This window comes from Pseudomonas sp. LBUM1657, assembly GCF_059716075.1.
On the sequence record NZ_CP166799.1, the window covers coordinates 1,121,425 to 1,143,083 of the forward strand.

17 protein-coding genes are annotated in these 21,659 nt (G+C 59.9%); 9 read left to right on the forward strand and 8 right to left on the reverse strand.

Going from position 1 to position 21,659, the window contains the following annotated elements; translation table 11 throughout:
- Nucleotides 1-19: 19 nt before the first annotated feature.
- The 6 genes from ptsP to ACA055_RS05115 form a co-directional block, all read right to left on the reverse strand.
- Nucleotides 20-2,536: a phosphoenolpyruvate--protein phosphotransferase gene (gene ptsP / locus ACA055_RS05090; RefSeq protein ID WP_497682638.1), complete on the reverse strand. Its 2,517-nt coding sequence runs from the start codon at nt 2,534-2,536 to the stop codon at nt 20-22.
- A gap of 35 nt (nt 2,537-2,571) precedes the next feature.
- Entirely contained in the window at nt 2,572-3,594 is a 1,023-nt protein-coding gene (locus tag ACA055_RS05095) for an SIS domain-containing protein (RefSeq protein ID WP_497682639.1), read from the reverse strand.
- Nucleotides 3,575-4,681 (reverse strand): N-acetylglucosamine-6-phosphate deacetylase, encoded by a 1,107-nt coding sequence (nagA, locus tag ACA055_RS05100; RefSeq protein WP_497682640.1) that lies wholly within the window; start codon nt 4,679-4,681, stop codon nt 3,575-3,577. The genes ACA055_RS05095 and nagA overlap by 20 nt, the downstream gene beginning before the upstream one ends.
- Before the next feature lie 37 nt (nt 4,682-4,718).
- A complete protein-coding gene (locus ACA055_RS05105) occupies nt 4,719-5,450 on the reverse strand; it encodes a GntR family transcriptional regulator (RefSeq protein WP_497682641.1) in 732 nt (243 codons plus the stop codon).
- 299 nt (nt 5,451-5,749) lie between these two features.
- Nucleotides 5,750-6,253 (reverse strand): L,D-transpeptidase family protein, encoded by a 504-nt coding sequence (locus ACA055_RS05110; protein WP_497682642.1) that lies wholly within the window; start codon nt 6,251-6,253, stop codon nt 5,750-5,752.
- 64 nt (nt 6,254-6,317) lie between these two features.
- Nucleotides 6,318-6,869 carry an NUDIX hydrolase gene (locus ACA055_RS05115; protein ID WP_497682643.1) on the reverse strand — a complete coding sequence of 184 codons (552 nt, stop codon included), beginning with the start codon at nt 6,867-6,869 and terminating at the stop codon, nt 6,318-6,320.
- A gap of 146 nt (nt 6,870-7,015) precedes the next feature.
- On the opposite strand from ACA055_RS05115, the gene ACA055_RS05120 reads away from it, so the two are divergent.
- From ACA055_RS05120 to guaA, 8 genes are all read left to right on the forward strand, one after another.
- A complete protein-coding gene (locus tag ACA055_RS05120; RefSeq protein ID WP_461957365.1) occupies nt 7,016-7,615 on the forward strand; it encodes a CoA pyrophosphatase in 600 nt (199 codons plus the stop codon).
- Between the two features lie 55 nt (nt 7,616-7,670).
- Nucleotides 7,671-8,195, forward strand: coding sequence for a gamma carbonic anhydrase family protein (locus ACA055_RS05125; protein ID WP_497682644.1), 525 nt, complete (start codon nt 7,671-7,673; stop codon nt 8,193-8,195).
- On the forward strand, nt 8,192-8,407 hold the full coding sequence (locus ACA055_RS05130; RefSeq protein WP_497682645.1) for a DUF1289 domain-containing protein: 216 nt from the start codon (nt 8,192-8,194) through the stop codon (nt 8,405-8,407). The genes ACA055_RS05125 and ACA055_RS05130 overlap by 4 nt, the downstream gene beginning before the upstream one ends.
- Nucleotides 8,408-8,529: 122 nt before the next feature.
- Nucleotides 8,530-8,997: a preQ0 transporter gene (locus tag ACA055_RS05135; RefSeq protein WP_497682646.1), complete on the forward strand. Its 468-nt coding sequence runs from the start codon at nt 8,530-8,532 to the stop codon at nt 8,995-8,997.
- A 101-nt stretch (nt 8,998-9,098) separates the two neighbouring features.
- The gene (purT, locus tag ACA055_RS05140; RefSeq protein ID WP_497682647.1) at nt 9,099-10,280 is read left to right on the forward strand and encodes a formate-dependent phosphoribosylglycinamide formyltransferase; all 1,182 of its coding nucleotides are present in this window, start codon (nt 9,099-9,101) and stop codon (nt 10,278-10,280) included.
- Nucleotides 10,281-10,529: 249 nt separating this feature from the next.
- Nucleotides 10,530-11,078 (forward strand): sugar ABC transporter ATPase, encoded by a 549-nt coding sequence (locus ACA055_RS05145; protein WP_497682648.1) that lies wholly within the window; start codon nt 10,530-10,532, stop codon nt 11,076-11,078.
- Nucleotides 11,079-11,195: 117 nt separating this feature from the next.
- A complete protein-coding gene (gene guaB, locus ACA055_RS05150; RefSeq protein WP_497682649.1) occupies nt 11,196-12,665 on the forward strand; it encodes an IMP dehydrogenase in 1,470 nt (489 codons plus the stop codon).
- Nucleotides 12,666-12,764: 99 nt separating this feature from the next.
- Nucleotides 12,765-14,342, forward strand: coding sequence for a glutamine-hydrolyzing GMP synthase (guaA, locus tag ACA055_RS05155; protein WP_497682650.1), 1,578 nt, complete (start codon nt 12,765-12,767; stop codon nt 14,340-14,342).
- Nucleotides 14,343-14,428: 86 nt separating this feature from the next.
- Here the strand turns inward: guaA and ACA055_RS05160 are convergent, their stop codons facing one another.
- Both ACA055_RS05160 and treR read right to left on the reverse strand, forming a co-directional pair.
- Complete coding sequence (locus ACA055_RS05160; RefSeq protein WP_497682651.1) at nt 14,429-19,150, reverse strand: membrane-targeted effector domain-containing toxin; 4,722 nt, start codon at nt 19,148-19,150, stop codon at nt 14,429-14,431.
- A 101-nt stretch (nt 19,151-19,251) separates the two neighbouring features.
- The gene (treR, locus tag ACA055_RS05165; RefSeq protein WP_497682652.1) at nt 19,252-19,956 is read right to left on the reverse strand and encodes a trehalose operon repressor; all 705 of its coding nucleotides are present in this window, start codon (nt 19,954-19,956) and stop codon (nt 19,252-19,254) included.
- Nucleotides 19,957-20,192: 236 nt separating this feature from the next.
- Here treR and treP point away from each other — a divergent pair, with 236 nt between their 5' ends.
- Nucleotides 20,193-21,635, forward strand: a complete 1,443-nt coding sequence (gene treP, locus ACA055_RS05170; protein ID WP_497682653.1) for a PTS system trehalose-specific EIIBC component — start codon at nt 20,193-20,195, stop codon at nt 21,633-21,635.
- Nucleotides 21,636-21,659 lie beyond the last annotated feature (24 nt).

Below are 21,659 nucleotides of genomic sequence, written 5' to 3' on the forward strand. Positions count from 1 at the left end.
TTTTTTTGTTGTTGTGAGTTCAGCTCAGAGGCCATTGCTGGTGACAGGCGTGACGCACCGCGCTGGCGCTGCTCAGCTTGAGCAAGTCCTGGCTGATGCGTCGGCATTCGCTGGCGTCGAGGTGGCGCACGCGGTCCTTGATTTCACCGATTTGCACCGGGCTCACCGACAACTCGCTGACCCCCAGGCCGATCAGTACCGGCGTGGCCAGCGGATCAGAGGCGAGCGCGCCACAGACTCCGACCCAACGGTTATGCACCCCGGCGCCGGCGCAGGTCTGGGCGATCAGTCGCAACAGGGCCGGGTGCATTGCGTCGACCCGTGAAGCGAGGCCGGCATGGTCGCGGTCCATGGCCAGGGTGTATTGGGACAAATCGTTGGTGCCGATGGACAGGAAGTCCGCGTGTTCCGCCAGTTGCTCGGCCAGCAGCGCGGCGGCCGGGACTTCGATCATCACGCCGAGCTCCGGACGTTGGCTCACACCCAGCTCAGTGCACAAGGCATCGAGGCGCTGGCGGATGTGCAGCAGTTCGTCGACTTCGGTGACCATCGGCAACAGGATCCGGCAGCGCGATAACGGACTGACGTGCAGCAGTGCGCGCAATTGCTGGTCGAGCAATTCCGGCCGGACTTGAGCGAGACGAATGCCGCGCAAACCGAGCACCGGATTCGCCTCAACGGGTAGCGGCAGATAGTCGAGTTGCTTGTCGCCGCCAACGTCGATGGTGCGGATGATCACCGACTTGTCGCCCATGGCATCGAGCACGGCCTGGTAGGCGAGGCGCTGTTCCTGTTCATCCGGCGCGGTGTTGCGATCCACAAACAGAAATTCGGTGCGCAGCAGGCCGACACCATCGGCGCCATAGGCCAGGGCATCAGCCGCTTCGGCACCGGAGGCGACATTGGCCGCGACTTCAATCTGCAAACCGTCGAGGGTCAGCGCCGGGTTATGCGCTTGCGCCTGTTGCTCGGCGCGGCGTTGTTGATGGTCGAGTCGGGCCTGACGTACTTCGGCCAGGCGCTCGGCAGTCGGCATCAATTCAAGACGACCGCTGTCGGCATCCAGCACCACCGATTGGCCTTGCTCCTGCTCCAGCAGTGTCGAACCCAGAGCCACCATGCACGGCAAGCCTTTGCCGCGAGCCAGAATCGCCACGTGGGACGTCGCACCGCCCTCGACCATGCACAACCCGGCGACGCCTTGCTGGCTCAGTTGCAACAAGTCGGACGGTGTCAGCTCCTGGGCAGCGACGATGGCGCCGGCCGGCACGTCGTAGTGCCAGGTTTCTCCGAGCAAGGCGCGCAGCACCCGCTGCTTGAGGTCGCGCAGATCATTGGCGCGTTCGGCCAACAACGGGCTGCCGAGTTGTTGGAGGACGTCGCACTGCACGTCGATGGATTGGCTCCAGGCGTGAGTCGCGGCCCTGCCTTGATCGATGGATTGCTTGGCCGCATTCAGCAGTGCCGGGTCTTCAAGCAGCGCGAGGTGCGCGGCGAAGATCGCTTCTTCGTCGGTGTTCTTGTGTTTTTTGGCTTGGGCCAGGGTGCTGTCGATTTCGCTGCGGACCTGGCTCAGCGCGGTGCCCAGCGCTTGCCGTTGCTGCTCGGGATCATGATGGCCGGCGTCCACCGGCAGGCTGATCGCGTTCAAGCGAAACAACGGCCCACCCACCAGACCGGGAGCGGCGCAGACACCGTGCAACACGCCAGCCTCGGCCGCACGGCCGCGCTGGGCAATCGATGTTGGCGCGGCGGCGTGGCTGTCTTCGGCCAGGGCTGTAGATAATGCGAGCAACAAGGCTTGCAGCGCCGCTTCGGCATCCGGCCCCTGGCAACTGACCTGAACCTCTTCCTGCTCGCCGATGGCCAATCCCATCAACCCGATCAGGCTGTCACAGGTCGCCGATTTGCCGGCGAAATGCAGTTGCGATTTGCACTTGAAACCTTGTGCCGTCTGACGAATCAGCGCCGCCGGCCGGGCATGCAAACCACCCCGGTGGGCGATGCGGATATGACCGTAAATTTCCTCCCCAGCAAGGTCCGCTTCTGCCTGCGCCCCTGACGCTTGTCGACGAATGATGTGCAGCAGCGGCTCGCCCACTTTCACCGACTTCAGGGTGATCGGTCGCGCCTGAAAGTCCTGACTGTTGGTCAGGATCATCAGGCTGACCAGGCTTTTGCACTGCTGTGCGACTTTGTCCAGGTCGTAGCGCAACAGCGGCTGACCGTTGGCGACTCGCGCGCCTTCCTTGACCAGCATCGAGAAGCCTTCGCCCTGCAACTCGACCGTGTCGAGACCCAGGTGCAGCAGCAGTTCGGCGCCGTTGTCGGCGCGTAAGGTGACGGCGTGACCGGTGCGGGCGACGTGCACCACCACGCCAGCGCAGGGTGCGTGGAGTGTGTCGTTCAGTGGGTCGATGGCGATGCCGTCGCCCATGGCACCGCTGGCAAACACCGGGTCCGGGACTTTGGCGAGCGTGAGCACCGGGCCGCTGAGCGGGGCGCTGAGGGTCAGCTCTTTATTGTTGTTGTGCATGGCTCGGTCTCATCAGGAAAACGTAGGGGGCGGACTCAGTGCGTGCGCGTCACTTTGCTCAAGTGCCGCGGCTGGTCCGGGTCCATGCCACGGGCAACCGCCAGACCGGCAGCCATCACATAGAAACTCTGGATCGCCAGGATCGGGTCGAGGGCCGGGTGCTCGGCGCGGGTCAGGGTGAGGTCGCGTTCGCTCACGTCATCCGGCGCAGCCAGCAATACGCGGGCGCCGCGCTGGCGCATGTCGGCCGCCAGACTCAGGAGGCCGGCCTGCTCGGCACCGCGCGGGGCGAAGATCAGCAGCGGATAGTTGTTGTCGATCAGCGCCATCGGACCGTGACGGACTTCGGCGCTGCTGAAGGCTTCGGCCTGGATCGCCGAGGTTTCCTTGAACTTCAGCGCGGCTTCCTGGGCGATGGCGAAACCGGCGCCACGACCGATCACCATCAAACGCTGGCAATCGCGCAGGGCGTCGATGGCCAGGCTCCAGTCCTGTTGCGCCGCGTCGCGCAGGCCTTCCGGCAGGGCCAGGCCTGCCTCGAGCAATTGCGCGTCTTGTTTCCAGTGCGCGATCAAACGGGCGCTGGCGCTGAGGGTGGCGATAAAACTCTTGGTCGCGGCGACGCTGCTTTCGGTGCCGGCGCACAGCGGCAGGCTGAATTCACACGCGGCTTCAAGGGGCGAACTTTCGGCATTGACCATCGAAATGCTCAGCACACCGCGCTTGCGCAACAGACGCAGGCTGTTCACCAGATCCGGGCTCTGTCCCGATTGCGAGAAGGCGAACGCGACCTGACCGCTGACCTTCAACGGTGCTTGCTGCATGGTCACCACCGACATCGGCAACGACGCCACCGGAATGCCCAGTTGCTGCATGGTCAGGTAGGCGAAGTAGCTCGCCGCGTGATCGGAGCTGCCGCGCGCGACGGTCATCGCCACTTGCGGCGGCTGACGGCGCAGGCGACCGGCGATTTCGATCATCTGCGGGTCCAGTTGCTGCAATTGCGCTTGCACGGCCTCGAACGAGGACAGGGCCTCCTCAAGCATTTTTGAAGTCAATGTCTTCTCCTTCGACCATGACGGCGGTCAGTGTGAGTGAGCGATCCAGCCGCACGCAGTCGGCCCAGGCGCCGGGTTGCAGGCGCCCACGTTCGGTGATGCCGAGGTAGTCGGCGGGGAATTGCGAAAGACGTTGCGAGGCTTCGGCAATCGGCAAGCCGATCTTCACCAGATTGCGCAGGGCCTGATCCATCGTCAGGGTGCTGCCAGCCAGCGTGCCGTCGGGCAGGCGCACGCCGCCCAGGCATTTGGTCACGGTGTGGCTGCCGAGTTTGTATTCACCGTCCGGCATGCCGGCGGCGGCGGTGGAGTCGGTGACGCAATACAGGCACGGGATCGACCGCAGAGCGACGCGGATGGCGCCAGGGTGCACGTGCAACAAGTCCGGAATCAGCTCGGCGTACTTGGCGTGGGCCAGCGCCGCGCCGACGATGCCCGGCTCGCGGTGATGCAACGGGCTCATGGCGTTGTAGAGGTGAGTGAAACTGCTGGCGCCGGCCGCCAGCGCGGCCACACCTTCTTCGTAACTGCCGAGGGTGTGGCCGATCTGCATGCGCACGCCACGGGAGCTGAGGGCGCGGATCAAGGCGTCGTGACCGGCGATTTCCGGGGCGATGGTGATCACCCGGATCGGTGCGAGGGCCAGGTACTCCTCGACTTCGGCCATCAACGCGGTGTGGGCGAAATTCGGCTGGGCGCCGAGTTTGCCGGGATTGATGTACGGGCCTTCCAGGTGCACGCCGAGTATCCGGGCGCTGCCTTTCGGGCGCTGTTCACAGAACTCGCCGACGGCTTTGAGCACGCTGGAAATCTCTTCGCTCGGCGCGGTCATGGTGGTCGCCAGCATCGAGGTCGTACCAAAACGCACGTGGGTTCTGGTGATGGTTTCGAAGGCGGGCGCGCCTTCCATGATGTCTTTGCCGCCGCCGCCGTGAACGTGCAGGTCGATGAAACCCGGCAGCAGGTAAGGCAGGTCGTTGTCCGCCGGATCGCATGGCTGGCCTTCGATGGACACGACTTTGCCGTGTTCATGAATCAGCCGGCCGCGAACCCAGCCATGGACGGTGAGGATGTTGTCTTCGGACATGATCGGTTCTCGGTTGCTTGTCTGGCGGCGAAGCCTTTTAGCGGCGAAGCTCTGCGACAAAGTCGTAGTAGTCGTTGCGGCAATAGGTGTCGGTGACTTCGATCGGCGTGTTGTCTTCCAGATAGCCGACCCGGGTCATCAACAGCATGGCGGTGCCGGGGGCGATGCCCACCAGTGCCGCGAATTCGTCGGAGGCGTTGATTGCCTGGATGTGCTGCAAGGCGCGGACGATCGGTTTGCCGATGCCGTCGAGGTATTCGTAAAGGGAGTCGCCCACCGCTTGCGGCTTGGGAATGATCGACGCGGGCAGGGTGCTCATCTCGATGGCCATTACCGTGTCGTCGGCTTTACGCAGGCGCTTGAGCCGCGCGACTTTGTCGTTGGGCGAGAGGCCGAGGCGGATCAGTTCTTCGTGGGTCGGCGGGGTTATTTCCCGCTCCAGCCATTGCGAGCCGGGCACGAAGCCCTTGAGGCGGAGCATTTCGCTGAAACCCGAGAGACGCGACAGCGGTTGCTCAAGGCGTGGCGTGATGAACGTGCCGGAACCTTGGTTGCGGCGGATCAGACCTTGTTCAAACAGAACTTCCAGGGCCTTGCGTGCCGTGACGCGGGAGATGCCCAGTATTTCGCTGAGGTTGCGCTCCGACGGCATGGCCTGTTCGGCTTTCCACTGGCCGGCATGGATCGCCGCTTCCAGATTGCGCGCCAGTTGCAAGTACAACGGCGTGGGCTGGGTGTCGTCGGGGCGTAGGGCCTGGAGGTCATTCATGTGCGGTATGTCCGATGCGGATATTGGAGTGTTGTCGCTCGGTAGTGCAGCGAAAACTAATACCACTTAAATACCATGTCAATGCCAGTACTTTGCTGTTGACGTGCGAAATGCGGCCCTGTTGGGTGGGCTAAGGTGGGTTGGGTTTGAAGTGGTATTAGAGGTAGGAGTTTTGAAAGCAAAGATCGCAGCGTTCGACCGCTTCTACCGGCAGAATTGGTATCTACCCGGCAGCGCTGGCAAAGGCTGCGATCTTTTTGATTTATTTTTTGATGAGCGACGAAAGGTAGCCGTACCGATTATGGACGAATCTCGATCATCGTCCCGTCCGGGACCAGGTTCCAGACTTCGCGCATGTCCATGTTGCGCATGGCAATGCAGCCATCGGTCCAGTCCAGGGTGTGGAACAGGTTTTCCGGGTTTTCTTCAGTATCCGGGGTGCCGTGAATCATGATCATGCCACCGGGATCGACACCTTCACGTCGTGATCGGGCGGAGTCACTGATATTCGGATAGGAGATGTGCATCGACAGGTTGAAGCGGTCGCTGGTCTTGCGCCAGTCAATCCAATAGAAACCTTCAGGCGTGCGTTTATCGCCTTCCATCAGCTTCGGCCCCTTGGGCCGTTTGCCCAGGGAAATGCGATAGGTTTTGAGCGGCTTGCCGTCATTGATCAATTGCAGTTGGTGGGCGGATTTGAGAACCAGGACTTTTTCGATGACTTTGCCGTCCAGTGTTTCCGCAACGGAAGCCTGGGAGACAGTGACGAACGACAAGCAAAACAGGGCAAGCAACCAGCGCATTGAAACGATATCCCTAGGAGTGTCGCGACTATTTTAGTTATAGGTGGTTTTTGATGAACAAGAGCTAAGTGATGGCAGGCTGAGCCAGCGGCGGGATCGATTCGGACCGCACGGGGTAGACTTCGGTCCGCCGGTCAGCAAAGAAACATTCTAAGGTACGGCCCACTGTACGGAAAGCCAGGTCGGACCAAGGGATATCGGCTTCTTCGAAAAGCTGGACCTCCAGGCTCTCGGGACCGGCGGCAAAGTCCAGGTCCGCGAGCTCTGCGCGGAAGAACACATGCACCTGGCTGATGTGCGGCACGTCGATCAAGGTATAGATGCTCAGGTTGCGCACGCGGGCGCAGGCTTCCTCAAACGTTTCGCGAATGGCCGCCTGCTCGATGGTTTCACCGTTTTCCATGAAGCCGGCGGGCAGGGTCCAGTAACCGAGCCGTGGCTCGATGGCGCGACGGCACAGCAACACTTTGGAGCCCCAGGTCGGCACACAACCGGCGACGATATTGGGGTTCTGATAGTGAATCGTATGACAGCTGTCACAGACATAACGCAGGCGCGAATCGCCTTCGGGAATGCGCTGGGTCACCGGGTTGCCGCACTGGCTGCAAAATTTCATGCTTGGGTTCCTGAATGCTGCGCCTATCTTGGCGTGCGGCGGTGTCTGTCGGCAAGTTGTCGTTTAGCGACATGCAGTGGTTATGGGCTTGGGCGGCCAGTGCGATTGGTGCATGATGCAAGGTAGCGAATAAGTCGAGAAGTCTCATGCTGGACGAGCTACTGCATCGAGTAAGCAACCACACCCCACGCACACTGGAAACCGACAAACGTTTCCCTGAAGCCGCGGTACTGGTGCCCATCACTCGCAGTGATGAACCGGAACTGGTTCTGACCCTGCGCGCCAGCGGGCTCTCGACCCATGGCGGCGAAGTTGCGTTCCCCGGTGGGCGGCGCGACCCCGAAGACCCTGACCTGATTTTCACCGCCCTGCGCGAAGCCGAAGAAGAAATCGGCCTGCCACCGGGGCTGGTCGAAGTGATCGGCCCGCTGAGCCCGCTGATCTCCCTGCACGGCATCAAGGTCACGCCTTATGTCGGCGTGATTCCGGATTTTGTTGAATACCTGGCCAACGATGCCGAGATCGCCGCGGTGTTCAGCGTGCCTCTGGAGTTCTTCCGCGAGGACCCACGCGAACACACCCACCGCATCGATTATCAGGGCCGCAGTTGGTACGTTCCGAGCTATCGTTATGGCGAGTATAAAATCTGGGGCCTGACGGCGATCATGATTGTCGAGTTGATCAATCTGCTTTATGACGCCGATATCAGCCTGCATCACCCACCCAAAAGCTTTATCAATATTTGAAGCCATCACCCAAATGGCCTGAAACCGCGGCTGCCTGAACCTTGAGGAAACAAAGATGAAATACCGTCTGGGCGACGCCCGCGTCGAAACCCATCCGCAGAGCTGGGTCGCACCCAGCGCCGTGCTGGTGGGCAAGGTCAAACTGGAAGAGGGCGCCAACGTCTGGTTCAACACCGTGCTGCGTGGCGACAACGAACTGATCCTGATCGGCAAGAACAGCAACGTCCAGGACGGCACGGTGATGCACACCGACATGGGCTACCCGCTGACCATCGGCACCGGCGTGACCATCGGCCACAACGCCATGCTCCACGGCTGCACCGTGGGCGATTACAGCCTGATCGGTATCAACGTCGTGATTCTCAATGGCGCGAAAATCGGCAAGAACTGCATCATCGGCGCCAATTCGCTGATCGCTGAAGGCAAGGAAATTCCCGACGGTTCGCTGGTCATGGGATCGCCCGGCAAAGTGGTGCGCGAGCTGACCGAGCCGCAAAAGAAAATGCTGGAAGCCAGCGCCGCCCACTATGTGCATAACTCGCAGCGTTATGCCCGCGATCTGGTTGAGCAGGAAGAATGAGCACCGCCGAACGACCGGTCCGCTCGCCCTGCGTGAGCATTTGCGCGCTGGATGAGGATGATATTTGCACCGGGTGTCAGCGCACGGTGGACGAGATCACCCGTTGGAGCCGGATGGACAACGAGGAGCGGCGCAAGGTGTTGGGGTTGTGTCATGAGCGGGCCAAGTCCAGCGGGATTCTTTGGATGATCGGGGCCCCGCCGGATAATTGAGGCGCGGCCTTCGCGAGCAAGCCCGCTCCCGAAGAGGCCATCACAGACACCGCCACCTTTCTTGGTCTGACCGCATACCTGAAGTACCCTGTGCGCCAAATTGACAGGTATCCCCACGCCCCATGCTCTTCCTGATCGCTTACATCAGCAGCGTCGTGCTGATCAACTACGCCTTTTCCACCGCCCCGCACCTGGACATCATCTGGTCGGCGTGGGGTGGTCTGGTGTTCGTGCTGCGCGACATGGTGCAAACCCGTTTCGGTCACGGCGCGATCGTGGCGATGCTGGTGGCGCTGGTGCTGTCCTACGTCACGTCCGATCCCTCCATCGCGTTGGCCAGCGCCACGGCGTTCGCGGTGTCGGAGTGCATCGACTGGCTGGTGTTCAGCATCACCAAACGCCCATTGCACGACCGCCTGTGGATAAGTTCGGCCCTGAGCATTCCCCTCGACACCTTCATTTTCTTCGGCATGATCGATGCCCTGACGCCGGGTGTAATTCTCACAGCCCTGGGCTCGAAGTTTGCTGGCGTGACGGCCGTCTGGCTGATCATGGCCTGGCGCATGCGCAAGCAGGCTGTCGTCAGCTGAAGCCAAACCTTCTGGTTCATGTAAAATGCCGCGCTTTCTCCCCATGGGAAGCGCGCCAGGCGTTGCGTCCCTTGATGATCCGCTCCTTTGAGGACCTTCAGATGACCCGTATCGGAACTCCATTGTCGCCAACCGCGACCCGCGTATTGCTGTGTGGCTGTGGTGAGTTGGGCAAGGAAGTGGTGATCGAGCTGCAACGCCTGGGCGTTGAAGTGATTGCCGTGGATCGCTACGCCAACGCGCCGGCCATGCAAGTCGCCCATCGCAGCCATGTGATCAACATGCTCGATGGCGCCGCGCTGCGGGCTGTCATCGAAGCCGAGAAACCGCACTTCATCGTGCCGGAAATCGAAGCCATCGCCACGGCGACCCTGGTGGAGCTGGAAGCCGAAGGCTTCACCGTGATCCCGACCGCGCGCGCCGCGCAGCTGACCATGAACCGCGAAGGTATCCGTCGCCTGGCCGCTGAAGAGCTGGACCTGCCGACCTCGCCGTACCACTTCGCCGACACCTTCGAGGCTTACAGCAAAGCCGTCGAAGACCTCGGTTTCCCTTGTGTGGTCAAGCCCGTCATGAGTTCGTCGGGCAAAGGCCAGAGCCTGCTGCGCAGCGTCGATGACGTGAAGACCGCCTGGGAATACGCGCAAGAAGGCGGTCGCGCCGGTAAAGGTCGCGTGATCGTCGAAGGCTTCATCGACTTCGACTACGAAATCACCTTGCTGACCGTGCGTCACGTTGGCGGCACGACGTTCTGTGCACCTGTCGGTCACCGTCAGGAAAAGGGCGACTACCAGGAATCCTGGCAGCCACAAGCCATGAGCCCGGTTGCCCTGGCTGAATCCGAACGCGTGGCCAAAGCCGTGACTGAAGCCCTGGGTGGCCGTGGTCTGTTTGGCGTCGAGCTGTTCATCAAAGGTGATCAGGTGTGGTTCAGCGAAGTGTCGCCGCGCCCGCACGACACTGGCCTGGTGACCCTGATTTCCCAGGACCTGTCGCAGTTCGCGCTGCACGCCCGAGCGATTCTCGGCCTGCCGATCCCGTTGATTCGTCAGTTCGGGCCTTCGGCGTCGGCGGTGATTCTGGTGGAAGGACAGTCGACCCAGACCGCTTTCGCCAATCTGGGCGCCGCGTTGAGTGAGCCGGATACAGCGTTGCGTCTGTTCGGTAAACCTGAGGTCAATGGCCAGCGCCGCATGGGCGTGGCACTGGCTCGCGACGAGTCGATCGAAGCCGCTCGCGCCAAGGCCACCCGTGCGTCGCAGGCGGTTGTCGTCGAGCTGTAAAAATACCTTCGGCAGGCTCGTAACCCATGTGGGCGCGGGCTTGCTCGCGAAGACGGTGTGTCAGTCGACGTCATTTCTGAATGTCAGACCGCCTTCGCGAGCAAGCCCGCTCCCACAGGTTCCTCGCTTCCCATCAGGACGCGCCCGGTTCCGCAGGCCGGCCTATAATTTGTTGGCGCGACGTTTGCCCGTCAGACCGCCAAAGCAGTCGATGAAGATCCTTCATTAAACGTTTCAGGCCTGTACCCCATGAATTCACAAAGCATCATCGTCCCGAAAATCTCCACGCTGCCGGTGCATGAACCTCGTGCCCGCGCGGTTGTGCGGTGGCTGGTGCGCAAGAACATCATCAAGGAAGACCTGACCACGTGTGGTCGCACCGGCAATCGCATGGGCCACGCTATCGGCGACGGCGCCCGTGCGGTGGTCCTGCACCCGGAAGCCCTGCCGTTTGGCGAGCCGATCAATGGCCTGGAAATCATCACCAAGCGCTGCATCTATACGCCGGCCAAGGGTTTCCTGAGCGAGGCAGGCTGCGCCGAGTGCCGCAAGGAAGTCGGCGAAGCGCTGTTTGAAAGCCTGGAAGAGTGGATGCCGGGGCGCACCGATAACTTCACCTGCCCCGAGTGCGGGCATGAAGATGACATCAACGGCTTTCTTTTCCTGCAGGAATGCGGCTTTTCCAACCTCGGATTCATTTTCAATAACTGGGCCGAGGCCGGGTTCAAGCAGAGCTTTCTCGACGAGTTTGCCGATTGGCTGGACCAGCCGGTGAGTTGGGTGAAAGTCGAGTTGTAAGCGACGACAATCCCCGTATATCAGTAAGACCAATAATAGACAGAGTTTTACATTGAACCCGAGGGGGTGTCTGACTATAATGGCGCGCTTCCATTTTCCCGCTCGGGAGCCCCCGCGATGCTGCGTATCAGCCAAGAAGCTCTGACATTCGACGACATTCTCCTAGTGCCTGGTTATTCCGAGGTGCTTCCTAACGAAGTCAGTCTCAAGACCCGCCTTACCCGTGGCATCGAGCTGAATATTCCTCTGGTTTCTGCCGCCATGGACACCGTTACTGAAGCCCGTCTGGCAATTGCCATGGCTCAGGAAGGTGGCATCGGCATCATCCACAAGAACATGACCATCGAGCAGCAAGCTGCCGAAGTCCGCAAGGTCAAGCGTTACGAAGCCGGCGTGGTCAAGGACCCGATCACCATCGAGGCTGACGCCACGGTTCGTGAACTGTTCGAACTGACCCGCATGCACAATATCTCCGGCGTTCCGGTGCTGCACGATGGCGACCTGGTCGGCATCGTCACTTCCCGTGACGTACGTTTCGAAAATCGCCTGGACGCCACCGTCCGTGAAGTGATGACGCCTAAAGAGCGTCTGGTCACGGTCAAGGAAGGCGCCGACAAGAACGATGTCCGCGAACTGCTGCACAAGCACCGCATCGAGCGCGTGCTGATCGTCGACGAAAAATTTGCCCTCAAAGGCATGATGACCGTCAACGACATCGAAAAAGCCAAGGCTTACCCGCTGGCCAGCAAGGACGATCAAGGTCGTCTGCGCGTTGGCGCTGCCGTCGGCACCGGTAAAGACACCGGTGAGCGTGTGACGGCACTGGTCAACGCCGGCGTTGACGTGGTGGTGGTCGACACCGCTCACGGTCACTCCAAAGGTGTGATCGACCGCGTTCGCTGGGTCAAGGACAACTTCCCGCAAGTGCAGGTCATCGGCGGCAACATTGCCACCGGCGCAGCGGCGAAAGCCCTGGTTGAAGCGGGCGCCGACGCCGTCAAGGTCGGTATCGGCCCTGGCTCGATCTGCACCACCCGTATCGTCGCCGGTGTTGGCGTCCCGCAAATCAGTGCCATCGCCAACGTCGCCGCAGCCCTTGAAGGCACCGGCGTTCCGTTGATCGCTGACGGCGGCATCCGTTTCTCCGGTGACCTGTCCAAGGCCATCGTTGCCGGTGCTTCCTGCGTGATGATGGGCTCGATGTTCGCCGGCACTGAAGAAGCGCCGGGCGAGATCGAACTGTTCCAGGGTCGTTCGTACAAGGCTTACCGCGGCATGGGTTCGCTGGGCGCCATGTCCCAGGCCCAAGGTTCCTCCGACCGTTACTTCCAGGACTCCTCCGCGGGTGCCGAGAAGCTGGTTCCGGAAGGCATTGAAGGGCGTGTTCCGTACAAGGGCAGCCTGAGCGCGATCATCCATCAACTGATGGGCGGCCTGCGTTCCTCGATGGGCTACACCGGCAGTGCTGACATCGAAGAAATGCGCACCAAGCCTGAGTTCGTGCGGATCACCGGCGCTGGCATGGCCGAGTCCCACGTCCACGACGTACAGATCACCAAGGAAGCGCCAAACTACCGCGTAGGTTGAGGCTTCAAGCAAAAAGTTAAGTAACCGGGGCTGTTTTATTCAGCCCCGAGTTGTTTCTGAATCACGACTGTTTCTGAATTACTTAGACGAGACTGAATCATGGCCCTCGACATTCACGCTCACCGCATCCTGATCCTCGACTTCGGTTCCCAGTACACCCAGCTGATTGCCCGCCGCGTGCGTGAAATCGGCGTGTACTGCGAACTGCATCCGTTCGACATGGACGACGAAGCGATTCGCGAATTCGCACCGAAAGGGATCATCCTCGCCGGCGGCCCCGAGTCGGTACACGTTGCTGATAGCCCACGCGCACCGCAAGCCGTCTTTGACCTGGGCGTACCGGTCTTCGGTATCTGCTACGGCATGCAGACCATGGCTGAACAGCTGGGTGGCAAGGTAGAAGGTTCCGAGCTGCGTGAGTTCGGTTACGCCCGTGTCGACGTGGTTGGCAAGAGCCGCCTGCTGGACGGCATCGAAGACCACATCGACGCCGACGGCCTGTTCGGCCTCGACGTATGGATGAGCCACGGTGACAAGGTCACCAAGATGCCGCAGGAATTCCACATCCTGGCCAGCACCCCGAGCTGCCCGATCGCCGGCATGTTCGACGATGCGCGTGGCTACTACGGCGTGCAGTTCCACCCGGAAGTGACCCACACCAAGCAGGGCGGTCGCATCCTGTCGCGCTTCATCCTCGACATCTGCGAGTGCGAAGCGCTGTGGACACCGTCGAAGATCGCTGAAGACGCCATCGCCCAGGTTCGTGCCCAGGTCGGTACCGACAACGTACTGCTCGGCCTGTCCGGCGGCGTGGACTCCTCGGTGGTTGCCGCACTGCTGCACAAAGCCATTGGCGACCAGCTGACCTGCGTCTTCGTCGACAACGGCCTGTTGCGTCTGCACGAAGGCGAGCAAGTGATGGCCATGTTCGCCGAGAACATGGGCGTCAAAGTGATCCGCGCCAATGCCGAAGACCAGTTCCTCGACAATTTGGCCGGCGAAAGCGACCCTGAGAAAAAGCGCAAGATCATCGGCCGCACCTTCATTGATGTGTTCGATGCCCAGTCCAACAAACTGGACAACATCAAGTACCTCGCCCAGGGCACTATCTACCCGGACGTGATCGAGTCGGCTGGCGCCAAAAGCGGCAAGGCTCACGTGATCAAGTCGCACCACAACGTGGGTGGCCTGCCGGAAGAAATGAACCTCAAGCTGGTTGAACCTCTGCGCGAGCTGTTCAAGGATGAAGTCCGTCGTCTGGGCCTGGAACTCGGCCTGCCGTACGACATGGTCTACCGTCACCCGTTCCCGGGCCCGGGCCTGGGTGTGCGGATCCTCGGTGAAGTGAAGAAGGAATACGCCGACCTGCTGCGTCGCGCCGACCACATCTTCATCGAAGAACTGCGCAAGGCCGACTGGTACCACAAGGTCAGCCAGGCGTTCGTGGTGTTCCAGCCGGTGAAATCGGTTGGCGTGGTCGGCGATGGCCGTCGTTACGCCTGGGTCGTGGCCCTGCGTGCCGTGGAAACCATCGACTTCATGACCGCGCGTTGGGCACACCTGCCTTACGAACTGCTGGAAACCGTCAGCGGCCGCATCATCAATGAAATCGAAGGCATCTCCCGCGTCACTTACGACGTGTCGAGCAAGCCGCCAGCGACCATTGAGTGGGAGTGATCCCGCGCAAGCCCTTGTGGCTTGATCGCTAGCGAAACAAACAGGCCGTGTGAAATCTGATTTCACACGGCCTTTTTGTTTTCCGGTTACAGCGGTTTCGACCATCCCGCCAGTGTCATGCCCATTTGATCGAGAGCCCCGAGCAGCGCCTTGATGCTGGGAAACCGTCGGCCACTGACGGAGGACCAGGACGGTCGATTGATGTAGTAGTAACCCTGGTCCGTCTCGATGGCGGTGCGCACGACCGAGTTGTTGTTACTTCGATGTACCAGAAATGTCATGTGCGGTTCCTGTTTCAAGGTGTACATGCCGGGGCGGGACAGCAGGGGTTCGATCTCTGTCATTTTTTGCGCCATCCAGGGAGTCTCGACCTGGAGGCGAAGGTCGTTTTTGACAAGCTCGAAAGTCTGCCTCATTTGGTCAGTTGGGTAAGTCCTGCCCGGATCGACCACGATACCGGTTGATTTACCCTCGGCGACATCCTCGATCCGCAAACCAATTGCTTCCTCCAACTCGCTGACTCCCGCGACATTCCGGTAGGTATTGGCGTGGGAATTACCCATCAATGCCACCCATCGGTGGGCACCGTGCGTTGCCTGGTCGGTTCGGATAACTGTACTGGCGTAGAAATTCATCATTTTCTGCCTGAGTGCCTCGTCGTAGACGCGTTCTCCAGACTTGAAAGTCCTCATGCCGTTGAGCCTGTAGCTCGCCATGCAATCGATGGCCTGAACTCGAATGCGGTTGTTTCCGGCTGTCCTGACCACTTCAAAAAACGTATAGCGCTCAAGCGGGTCGGTGATATGTCCCTGATCGAGTCCCCTCAAATATTGTTCGAGCGAATCTGGCATCGAACCCGTATTGAAAAACTCATCCAGACCGGCCTGGTGGAAATCGGTGAGCAGGTGTTCCATGTAGAGCGTTTTGACGTTTTGTTTGGCCAACTGCGCCATGTTATCGATCAGAAACTGTTTGCTGCCGATGTCACCATGACTTTCGCCAATCACCAGCCCTCGGGCGTCCTGGAGAAGCGTCTTGATGATGCTCTGGTCGGTTGAAGCTGGGTCCAGTGGTGGTATGGAGGGTCTTGGCGGGAGTTTAGGGTTCTCGTAAAACCGCGCCGCGTCCTGGTACAGGCGTTTTCTGATGGCCTTGAAGTCTCGGTGAGGGTCGAACTCCTGGAGGCTGTCGCTGATATCCCACAACGAGCGATCATCGAACCCGTCCGCTCCTTTTCTCAGCGCCGATCGCAATTCAATCGGCACCTCATAAGCCGTAGAAGGCAACGGCAGACTGAAAGTGGGGCGGGAGGGGCCGGGCTGGACGGTCCCTGGCTTACTGAGCTTTTTTCCTCCCCCTTTGAGTCCTTCTTTCGACACCGTTTCCCAATTCCCCTCGGCATTCAGGCGCACCGGTATCGAGCCCGAAAACGCAGTCGGGTTTTCCGGATTGATAATGGCCCAGTAGCCAACGCCATTGACGTCCGTTTTGAAGTCGACGTAATACGGCGTGTCATCCAGCATGATGGCGGTCGAAGGGTTGGCGTCGAGACGATAGATACCCTGGTACTTTCCGGGTTCGTGTTCGGGCGTCTTGCCTTCGAGCAGCTCATTGGCTTGCCAGTTGTCCGGTATGGTTGGTCGCTGGATTTCAGGAAGCGCCTGCGCAATCCCTTCGAGCAGCGATGCTGCACCCTCAGCCTCACCGGTCAGTTCCGGCCAACCCATCGGCTTCATACCTTTTTCTATCAGTGCCTGTTTCAGTTCCTCGAAGTTATCCACTGTTATGGAATCGTAGGCAGGTCGGAGCGGAGTATCCAGATTGATCCTGCCGCCGGGTGTCGAGCGGATGACGCTGTCCGCGATTTGATTAGTGGCGTTGCGATAAACCACCAGCAGGCTGCTTCTGTAGCGCTGGAAGGTGAACATTCCCGGTTCCGACAACAGCGTTCTCAGTTCTTGCGGGGTTCTGTAGGCCCAAGGGGTTTCCAGCTGCACACGCCAGTCGCCTTTAATCAGCGCCCGGATACTGCCAGGCTCGGTCACTGCTGACACTTCATAGACAGGGGAGTCGGGATAGTCCTCATACTCCACCGCAAAACCGGGATCGGAGCCGATAGGCTGTACCTGACCCGGTATTACGTCATCGATACGAATGCTCAGGGCATCGGTCTGTTCGCTGATGCCCCGGTAGCCTCGGAAGGTTGTCATGTTTTCCTGATCGACCAGGGCGACCCAATTGGCCGGCCCCCTCAATTCTTCATTGAACTGAATGACCTGGCTGGCAAAAAAGCTCCTCGCCATTTGGTCATTCGGCTCCCTGAGGAAAGGGGCTACATTGATGCGGTAGGTCGTCGACATGTCGATGGCTTGAACCCGGATACGCTGGGCATTGGCGGCTTTGACCAGCGCCAGCAGATTGAACTTGCCGTCGGGATCGTTGCCGGCCTTGATGTCGAGTTTCTTCAGGTAATTTTCCAGCTCTTCGGGCATTTCACCTGTTTGGGCAAAGGTGTCCAGGTCGAGCTGATTGGCGTTTGCCAGCAGTTCCTGCACGTATAGCGTCTTTACGCCACGTTGGGCCAGGGCGGGCATGTTTTCGATCAAGAACTGTTTGCTGCCGATACTGCCGGGTTTCTCGCCGACGATCAGTCCCTGTTTTTCCGCGAATGCGTTGTCGAACAGCTCGGTCGGCGTATCGATCCGCACCGTGGAGGTTGCCGGTTGGCGGGGAGTCGGTGGATGAAGCTCGTAATAGGCGCTTGCATCGTCGACCAGGTTTCTGCGAGGTTCTTCCTGAGCCAATTCGAACTCGCTCAAAGAGACTGTTGCTTCGTCGAGATCGGACATGAACACACTGCGGGCGCCTACGCTGTCGACATCAGTCCTGAGCACACTGCGGACATCTACTCCGCCGATTGTCCACACCCTTCTAAACAGGCTGCGGACGTCGGGTCCGCCGAGTGCCCATGCCCTCATTTCGGGGTCGTCGAGCCCGGGAACATGAACGCCCGGCGTTCGCGCCCATTCTTCGACGATTGGCTCACTTGTCGCGTCAACGCCAGCAACAGGCAATGCTTCCATGCCGCCCCTCAATCCCAGTCGAGGGATGATTTCCCACTTGCCTTCGGCGCTCAACCGTACGGGAATCGAACCCGAGAATGCATCGGGGTTGGCCGGGTCGATGATTGCCCAGTAACCTCGACCGTTGAGTTTGCTTTCAAAGCGCACGTAATAAGCGTTGTTGTTGAGCTTGATCGCGCTGGAAGGGTTGGACGCGAGCCGATAGGTACCTTGGAACTTGCCCGGTTCACGAACCAGTGTGTCGTCGTTGAGTGACACCTCGATTTTGAAAGTTTCCGGTACTTTCTCGGAGGGGGCGGCGTTGTGCGAAGTTTCAAGGGGGACTTCGCTGGGAGTCGGTCCGGGGCCTTCGGGCGGTAGGGTCTTTCCCTTCAGATCGGCCATTTCTTGCGCTTCGGCGGCGTCAATGTCGGGACCGATTTCCTCCAGTAAGCCCGGGCCTTTCAGGGCGAGCAGGTTGAACAGCACATCAATGCCGCTGAGCACTGCGCCAACGATGCCGGCCTTGCGCTCTTCGGCGGTTTTTCCATTGACCGCCTGATCGATGTTCAAACCCATGCTGACAATGCTGGCGCCGACCACCGGCAACGCAATCGGCCAGCCGACGACGGCCATCGGGCCGAGCACTTTCAGACCGGCACTGAGGTAGCCGATCCAGAGCTTTTTGCGTAGATCGCCATTGGAGGTCAACGAAAGTTGAGCTTCGTTGAACATGGCCGTTTTGGTCGAATCGCGCAGCCAACTGAAGGCGTCGCCGGTAATGGCCTGATTTTTTTGATTGATAAGGTGATGGTCGTATTTGCCCCAGGTGCTGACCAGCCGGTTCATGATGTCAGTGATGTTCTCGTCGATATCCTGACGATCTGCCAAGGAAAAGTGCGTCATGAAAGCCTGGCGCGCATCTTCCTTGTTCATCTGCTGTAACACCCAGTCGTGCATGTCCATTGCGGTTTCCAGCACCTGAAAGGCGTCGGTTTCACCGGGCAGGTAAACAATCTGTCTGCCCCTGGGCGCAACGATGCGCAGGGCATTGTTGGAAACATAACCGGCGACGTCCAGGTTTCGGACACCTTCAGCGCATGGGTGGTGAGCTTGCAGCAGCTGCAGACTGACAGGCCAGGTGATCGGGCCGATGACGGCATCCGTGACGAACTGGAAATCCTCATCGCTCAACTGACGTTTGTCCCGTGCCTGCACGGCGTTGATGAGGAAATTGCACTTGGCCAAGGTACGGAAGTCGGTGCCGGAATCGTTCCAGAAGGCAGTCAGTCTGCCGGTGTAAAGCGTGCTGAAATCGATCGTCCAAAAGTACTGCAAGACGTCATTGCCGTGCAGGCGAACTTCATTGGTTTCATTGAAGGTTCCGGCCTCGGGGCCTGCCGTGTAGAAGCCCCCATAGAGGTCCAGCAGGTCGGCGTTGTCCTGATCGGTGGCGCGGAAGCGGTGGATCACCAGTTGTGTCAGGGTGGTGGATTCGCTGGGTGTTGCCCGGATGTGTTCCCAGCCAGTGAATGTTTTAGCGCTGCTTTGCGCCGCGCTGAATCGGTGGAAATAGATGTGGTCCGGGTCGAGACGGGTGATGTCGTGTTGCTTGAGCAGGTCGCTGGCGACCTCGTGAGCCATGTCTTGCAGGCCCGGGCAGGCCAGAATCACGTTGTTGGCGATTGCCTTGAGTGTTGCCTTGTCCGCTGCATTGGGCAACGGACGGGATTCGGTCGAGTTCATGCACTCTCTATCCTTGAGAAATGGACGTCGACGATGACCCATTCACTCAAGGCATGTGCACTACATAGTTATGCCCATTTGCAGTTCAGTGACCTGTAATGTCAGCGCCGGGCCACATCCGAGAAGTAGAACTTGTCCAGCGTATGGCGCGATTCGGTGTACTCGAACTGACGGCCGTCCTGCAGGAAGGTCTGGTTGCTGACCACGATCACATGGCTCTGCCCGTCGAGGTCCAGGTGTTGCTGGTCGTCCTTGCTCCGGGGCACCGCTTCGATGGTGCGTTGGGCATAGGCGATCTGCAATTGCAGGGTTTGCTCGATGAAGGCGTAGATCGAGTGTTCGGCGATATCACGGGTCAGGCCGGGAATCACGTCGCTGACGAAATGGTTGATGTCGAGGATCACCCGTTTACCGTCGATCCGCCGCACCCGTTTGATCCGCGTGATCAGGCTGCCTTCTTCCGCCTTGATGTGTTCCAGCAGAGGGCCTTCGAGGGGAATCTGGCTGAACTCGACCACGTCGGTGCTGACGTCGTTGCCCAGGCGCGGGTAAGTCTCCTGGAAGCTGACGATGCCGCCGAGCTGAAACTCGATGGGATTGGTCGACAGGACAAACGTGCCTTTGCCGTGGACTTTCTGGGCGAAACCGCGCTCCTGAAGTTGCTCGATGGCCTTGCGCACGGTGCCGCGACTGGCCTGGTAGCTCTCCATCAATTCGGTTTCGGAGGGTAACCGGGCGCCGCGTTCCAGACGTTCGGTAGTAATGCTGGCAAGCAGATCGCTGTAGATCTGGTTGTATTTACTCATGGGATGGCTCTGTGCCGCGCTGTACTCAAGGCTTTGAACCTTAAGGGCAGGGTCGGGGTTTGTCCATGCGGCTTTGGATTTCATGCGCAGGAGGGGTAGGAAATGTCGCCGCCGGTCGGGTTCAGGATAAACAAAATCAAACTCGTCTGTACGAGTTGTTGCTTTAACTCGTACAGACGAGTACTTTTCGCTTCGGCGTGCTGCCAATAACAAAAAACTACAGCGGAAGAACAAGCATGAGCCACGACTATCCGAACATCGCCACTGAGCTGCTGCACAGCCTCGGTGGCAGCGACAACCTCGAGCAGGCCGCGCATTGCGTCACTCGCCTGCGCCTGGCCCTCAAGGATCCGAGCCTGGTCAACAGCGCCACGCTGAATCAGATCGACCTGGTCAAAGGCTCGTTCTTCACCGGCGGCTTGTTCCAGGTGGTCATCGGCCCCGGCGAAGTGGAAAAGGTCTACGCCGAGTTGCGTCGACAAACCGGTCTCGCCGCTTCGACCATCGCCGACGTTAAACAAAAAAGCGCCGACAAGATCAACGCCATGCAACGGCTGGTGCGGGTGTTCTCCGACGTGTTCATGCCGATCCTTCCCGCGCTGATCATTGCCGGCCTGCTGATGGGCATCAATAACCTGATCGGCGCCAAAGGCATGTTCATCGAGGGCAAGACCCTGCTGGATGCCTACCCCAAGCTTGACGGGCTCTGGAGCCTGATCAACCTGATGGCCAACACCTCGTTCGTGTTCCTCCCGGCACTGGTGGGCTGGTCGGCGGCCAAGCGGTTTGGCGGCAGCGAAATCCTCGGCATCGTGCTCGGCCTGATGCTGGTGCACCCGGACCTGCTCAACGCCTGGAACTACGGCAAAGCGGTGGCCGGGCTGGACGGGCAAAGCCTGCCGTACTTCGACATCCTCGGGCTGTTCCAGATCGAGAAGGTCGGTTATCAGGGGCAGATTCTGCCGATCCTGCTGGCGGCCTACGTGATGAGCGTCATCGAGAAATGGCTGCGGGCACGGGTGCCGAACGCCGTGCAATTGCTGGTGGTGCCGATCACCACCATCGTCGTCACCGGCGTGCTGGCGCTGGCCGTGATTGGTCCGGTGACCCGGCATCTGGGGATTCTGATCACCGAAGGCGTGGTCATGCTGTTCGACCTGGCGCCGATGGTCGGCGGGGCGATTTTCGGCCTGCTCTACGCGCCGCTGGTCATCACCGGCATGCACCACATGTTCCTTGCCGTCGACCTACAGTTGATCTCGACTCAGGGCGGCACCTTTATCTGGCCGATGATCGTCATGTCCAACCTCGCCCAGGGCAGCGCGGCACTGGCGGTGTTCTACATGACCCGCAATGTGCGAGACAAAAGCATGGCCTCGACGTCGGCGATTTCCGCTTACTTCGGCATCACAGAGCCGGCGATGTTCGGGGTCAACCTGCGCTACAAATTTCCGTTCTACGCGGCCCTGATCGGCTCGGCCCTGGGGTGCATCTTCCTGTCGCTGAACAAGGTCCAGGCCTCGGCGATCGGGGTTGGCGGGTTGCCCGGTTTCATCTCGATCATTCCGTCGTTCATCCCGATGTTTGTGATCGGGATGATCATTGCGATGGTCGTGCCGTTTGTTTTGACCTGCGGGTTGAGCATGAAGATTGTTCGGCCGGGGTATCGGGTCGCCTGACAGATCGCTATCGCGAGCAAGCCC

Bases quoted from the DNA above. Each gene is read 5' to 3' on its own strand.
- ptsP (WP_497682638.1), bottom strand. From the start codon at position 2,536: ATGCACAACAACAATAAAGAGCTGACCCTCAGCGCCCCGCTCAGCGGC.
- nagA (WP_497682640.1), bottom strand. From the start codon at position 4,681: ATGTCCGAAGACAACATCCTCACCGTCCATGGCTGGGTTCGCGGCCGG.
- ACA055_RS05105 (WP_497682641.1), bottom strand. From the start codon at position 5,450: ATGAATGACCTCCAGGCCCTACGCCCCGACGACACCCAGCCCACGCCG.
- ACA055_RS05110 (WP_497682642.1), bottom strand. From the start codon at position 6,253: ATGCGCTGGTTGCTTGCCCTGTTTTGCTTGTCGTTCGTCACTGTCTCC.
- ACA055_RS05115 (WP_497682643.1), bottom strand. From the start codon at position 6,869: ATGAAATTTTGCAGCCAGTGCGGCAACCCGGTGACCCAGCGCATTCCC.
- ACA055_RS05120 (WP_461957365.1), top strand. From the start codon at position 7,016: ATGCTGGACGAGCTACTGCATCGAGTAAGCAACCACACCCCACGCACA.
- ACA055_RS05125 (WP_497682644.1), top strand. From the start codon at position 7,671: ATGAAATACCGTCTGGGCGACGCCCGCGTCGAAACCCATCCGCAGAGC.
- ACA055_RS05130 (WP_497682645.1), top strand. From the start codon at position 8,192: ATGAGCACCGCCGAACGACCGGTCCGCTCGCCCTGCGTGAGCATTTGC.
- ACA055_RS05135 (WP_497682646.1), top strand. From the start codon at position 8,530: ATGCTCTTCCTGATCGCTTACATCAGCAGCGTCGTGCTGATCAACTAC.
- purT (WP_497682647.1), top strand. From the start codon at position 9,099: ATGACCCGTATCGGAACTCCATTGTCGCCAACCGCGACCCGCGTATTG.
- ACA055_RS05145 (WP_497682648.1), top strand. From the start codon at position 10,530: ATGAATTCACAAAGCATCATCGTCCCGAAAATCTCCACGCTGCCGGTG.
- guaB (WP_497682649.1), top strand. From the start codon at position 11,196: ATGCTGCGTATCAGCCAAGAAGCTCTGACATTCGACGACATTCTCCTA.
- guaA (WP_497682650.1), top strand. From the start codon at position 12,765: ATGGCCCTCGACATTCACGCTCACCGCATCCTGATCCTCGACTTCGGT.
- ACA055_RS05160 (WP_497682651.1), bottom strand. From the start codon at position 19,150: ATGAACTCGACCGAATCCCGTCCGTTGCCCAATGCAGCGGACAAGGCA.
- treR (WP_497682652.1), bottom strand. From the start codon at position 19,956: ATGAGTAAATACAACCAGATCTACAGCGATCTGCTTGCCAGCATTACT.
- treP (WP_497682653.1), top strand. From the start codon at position 20,193: ATGAGCCACGACTATCCGAACATCGCCACTGAGCTGCTGCACAGCCTC.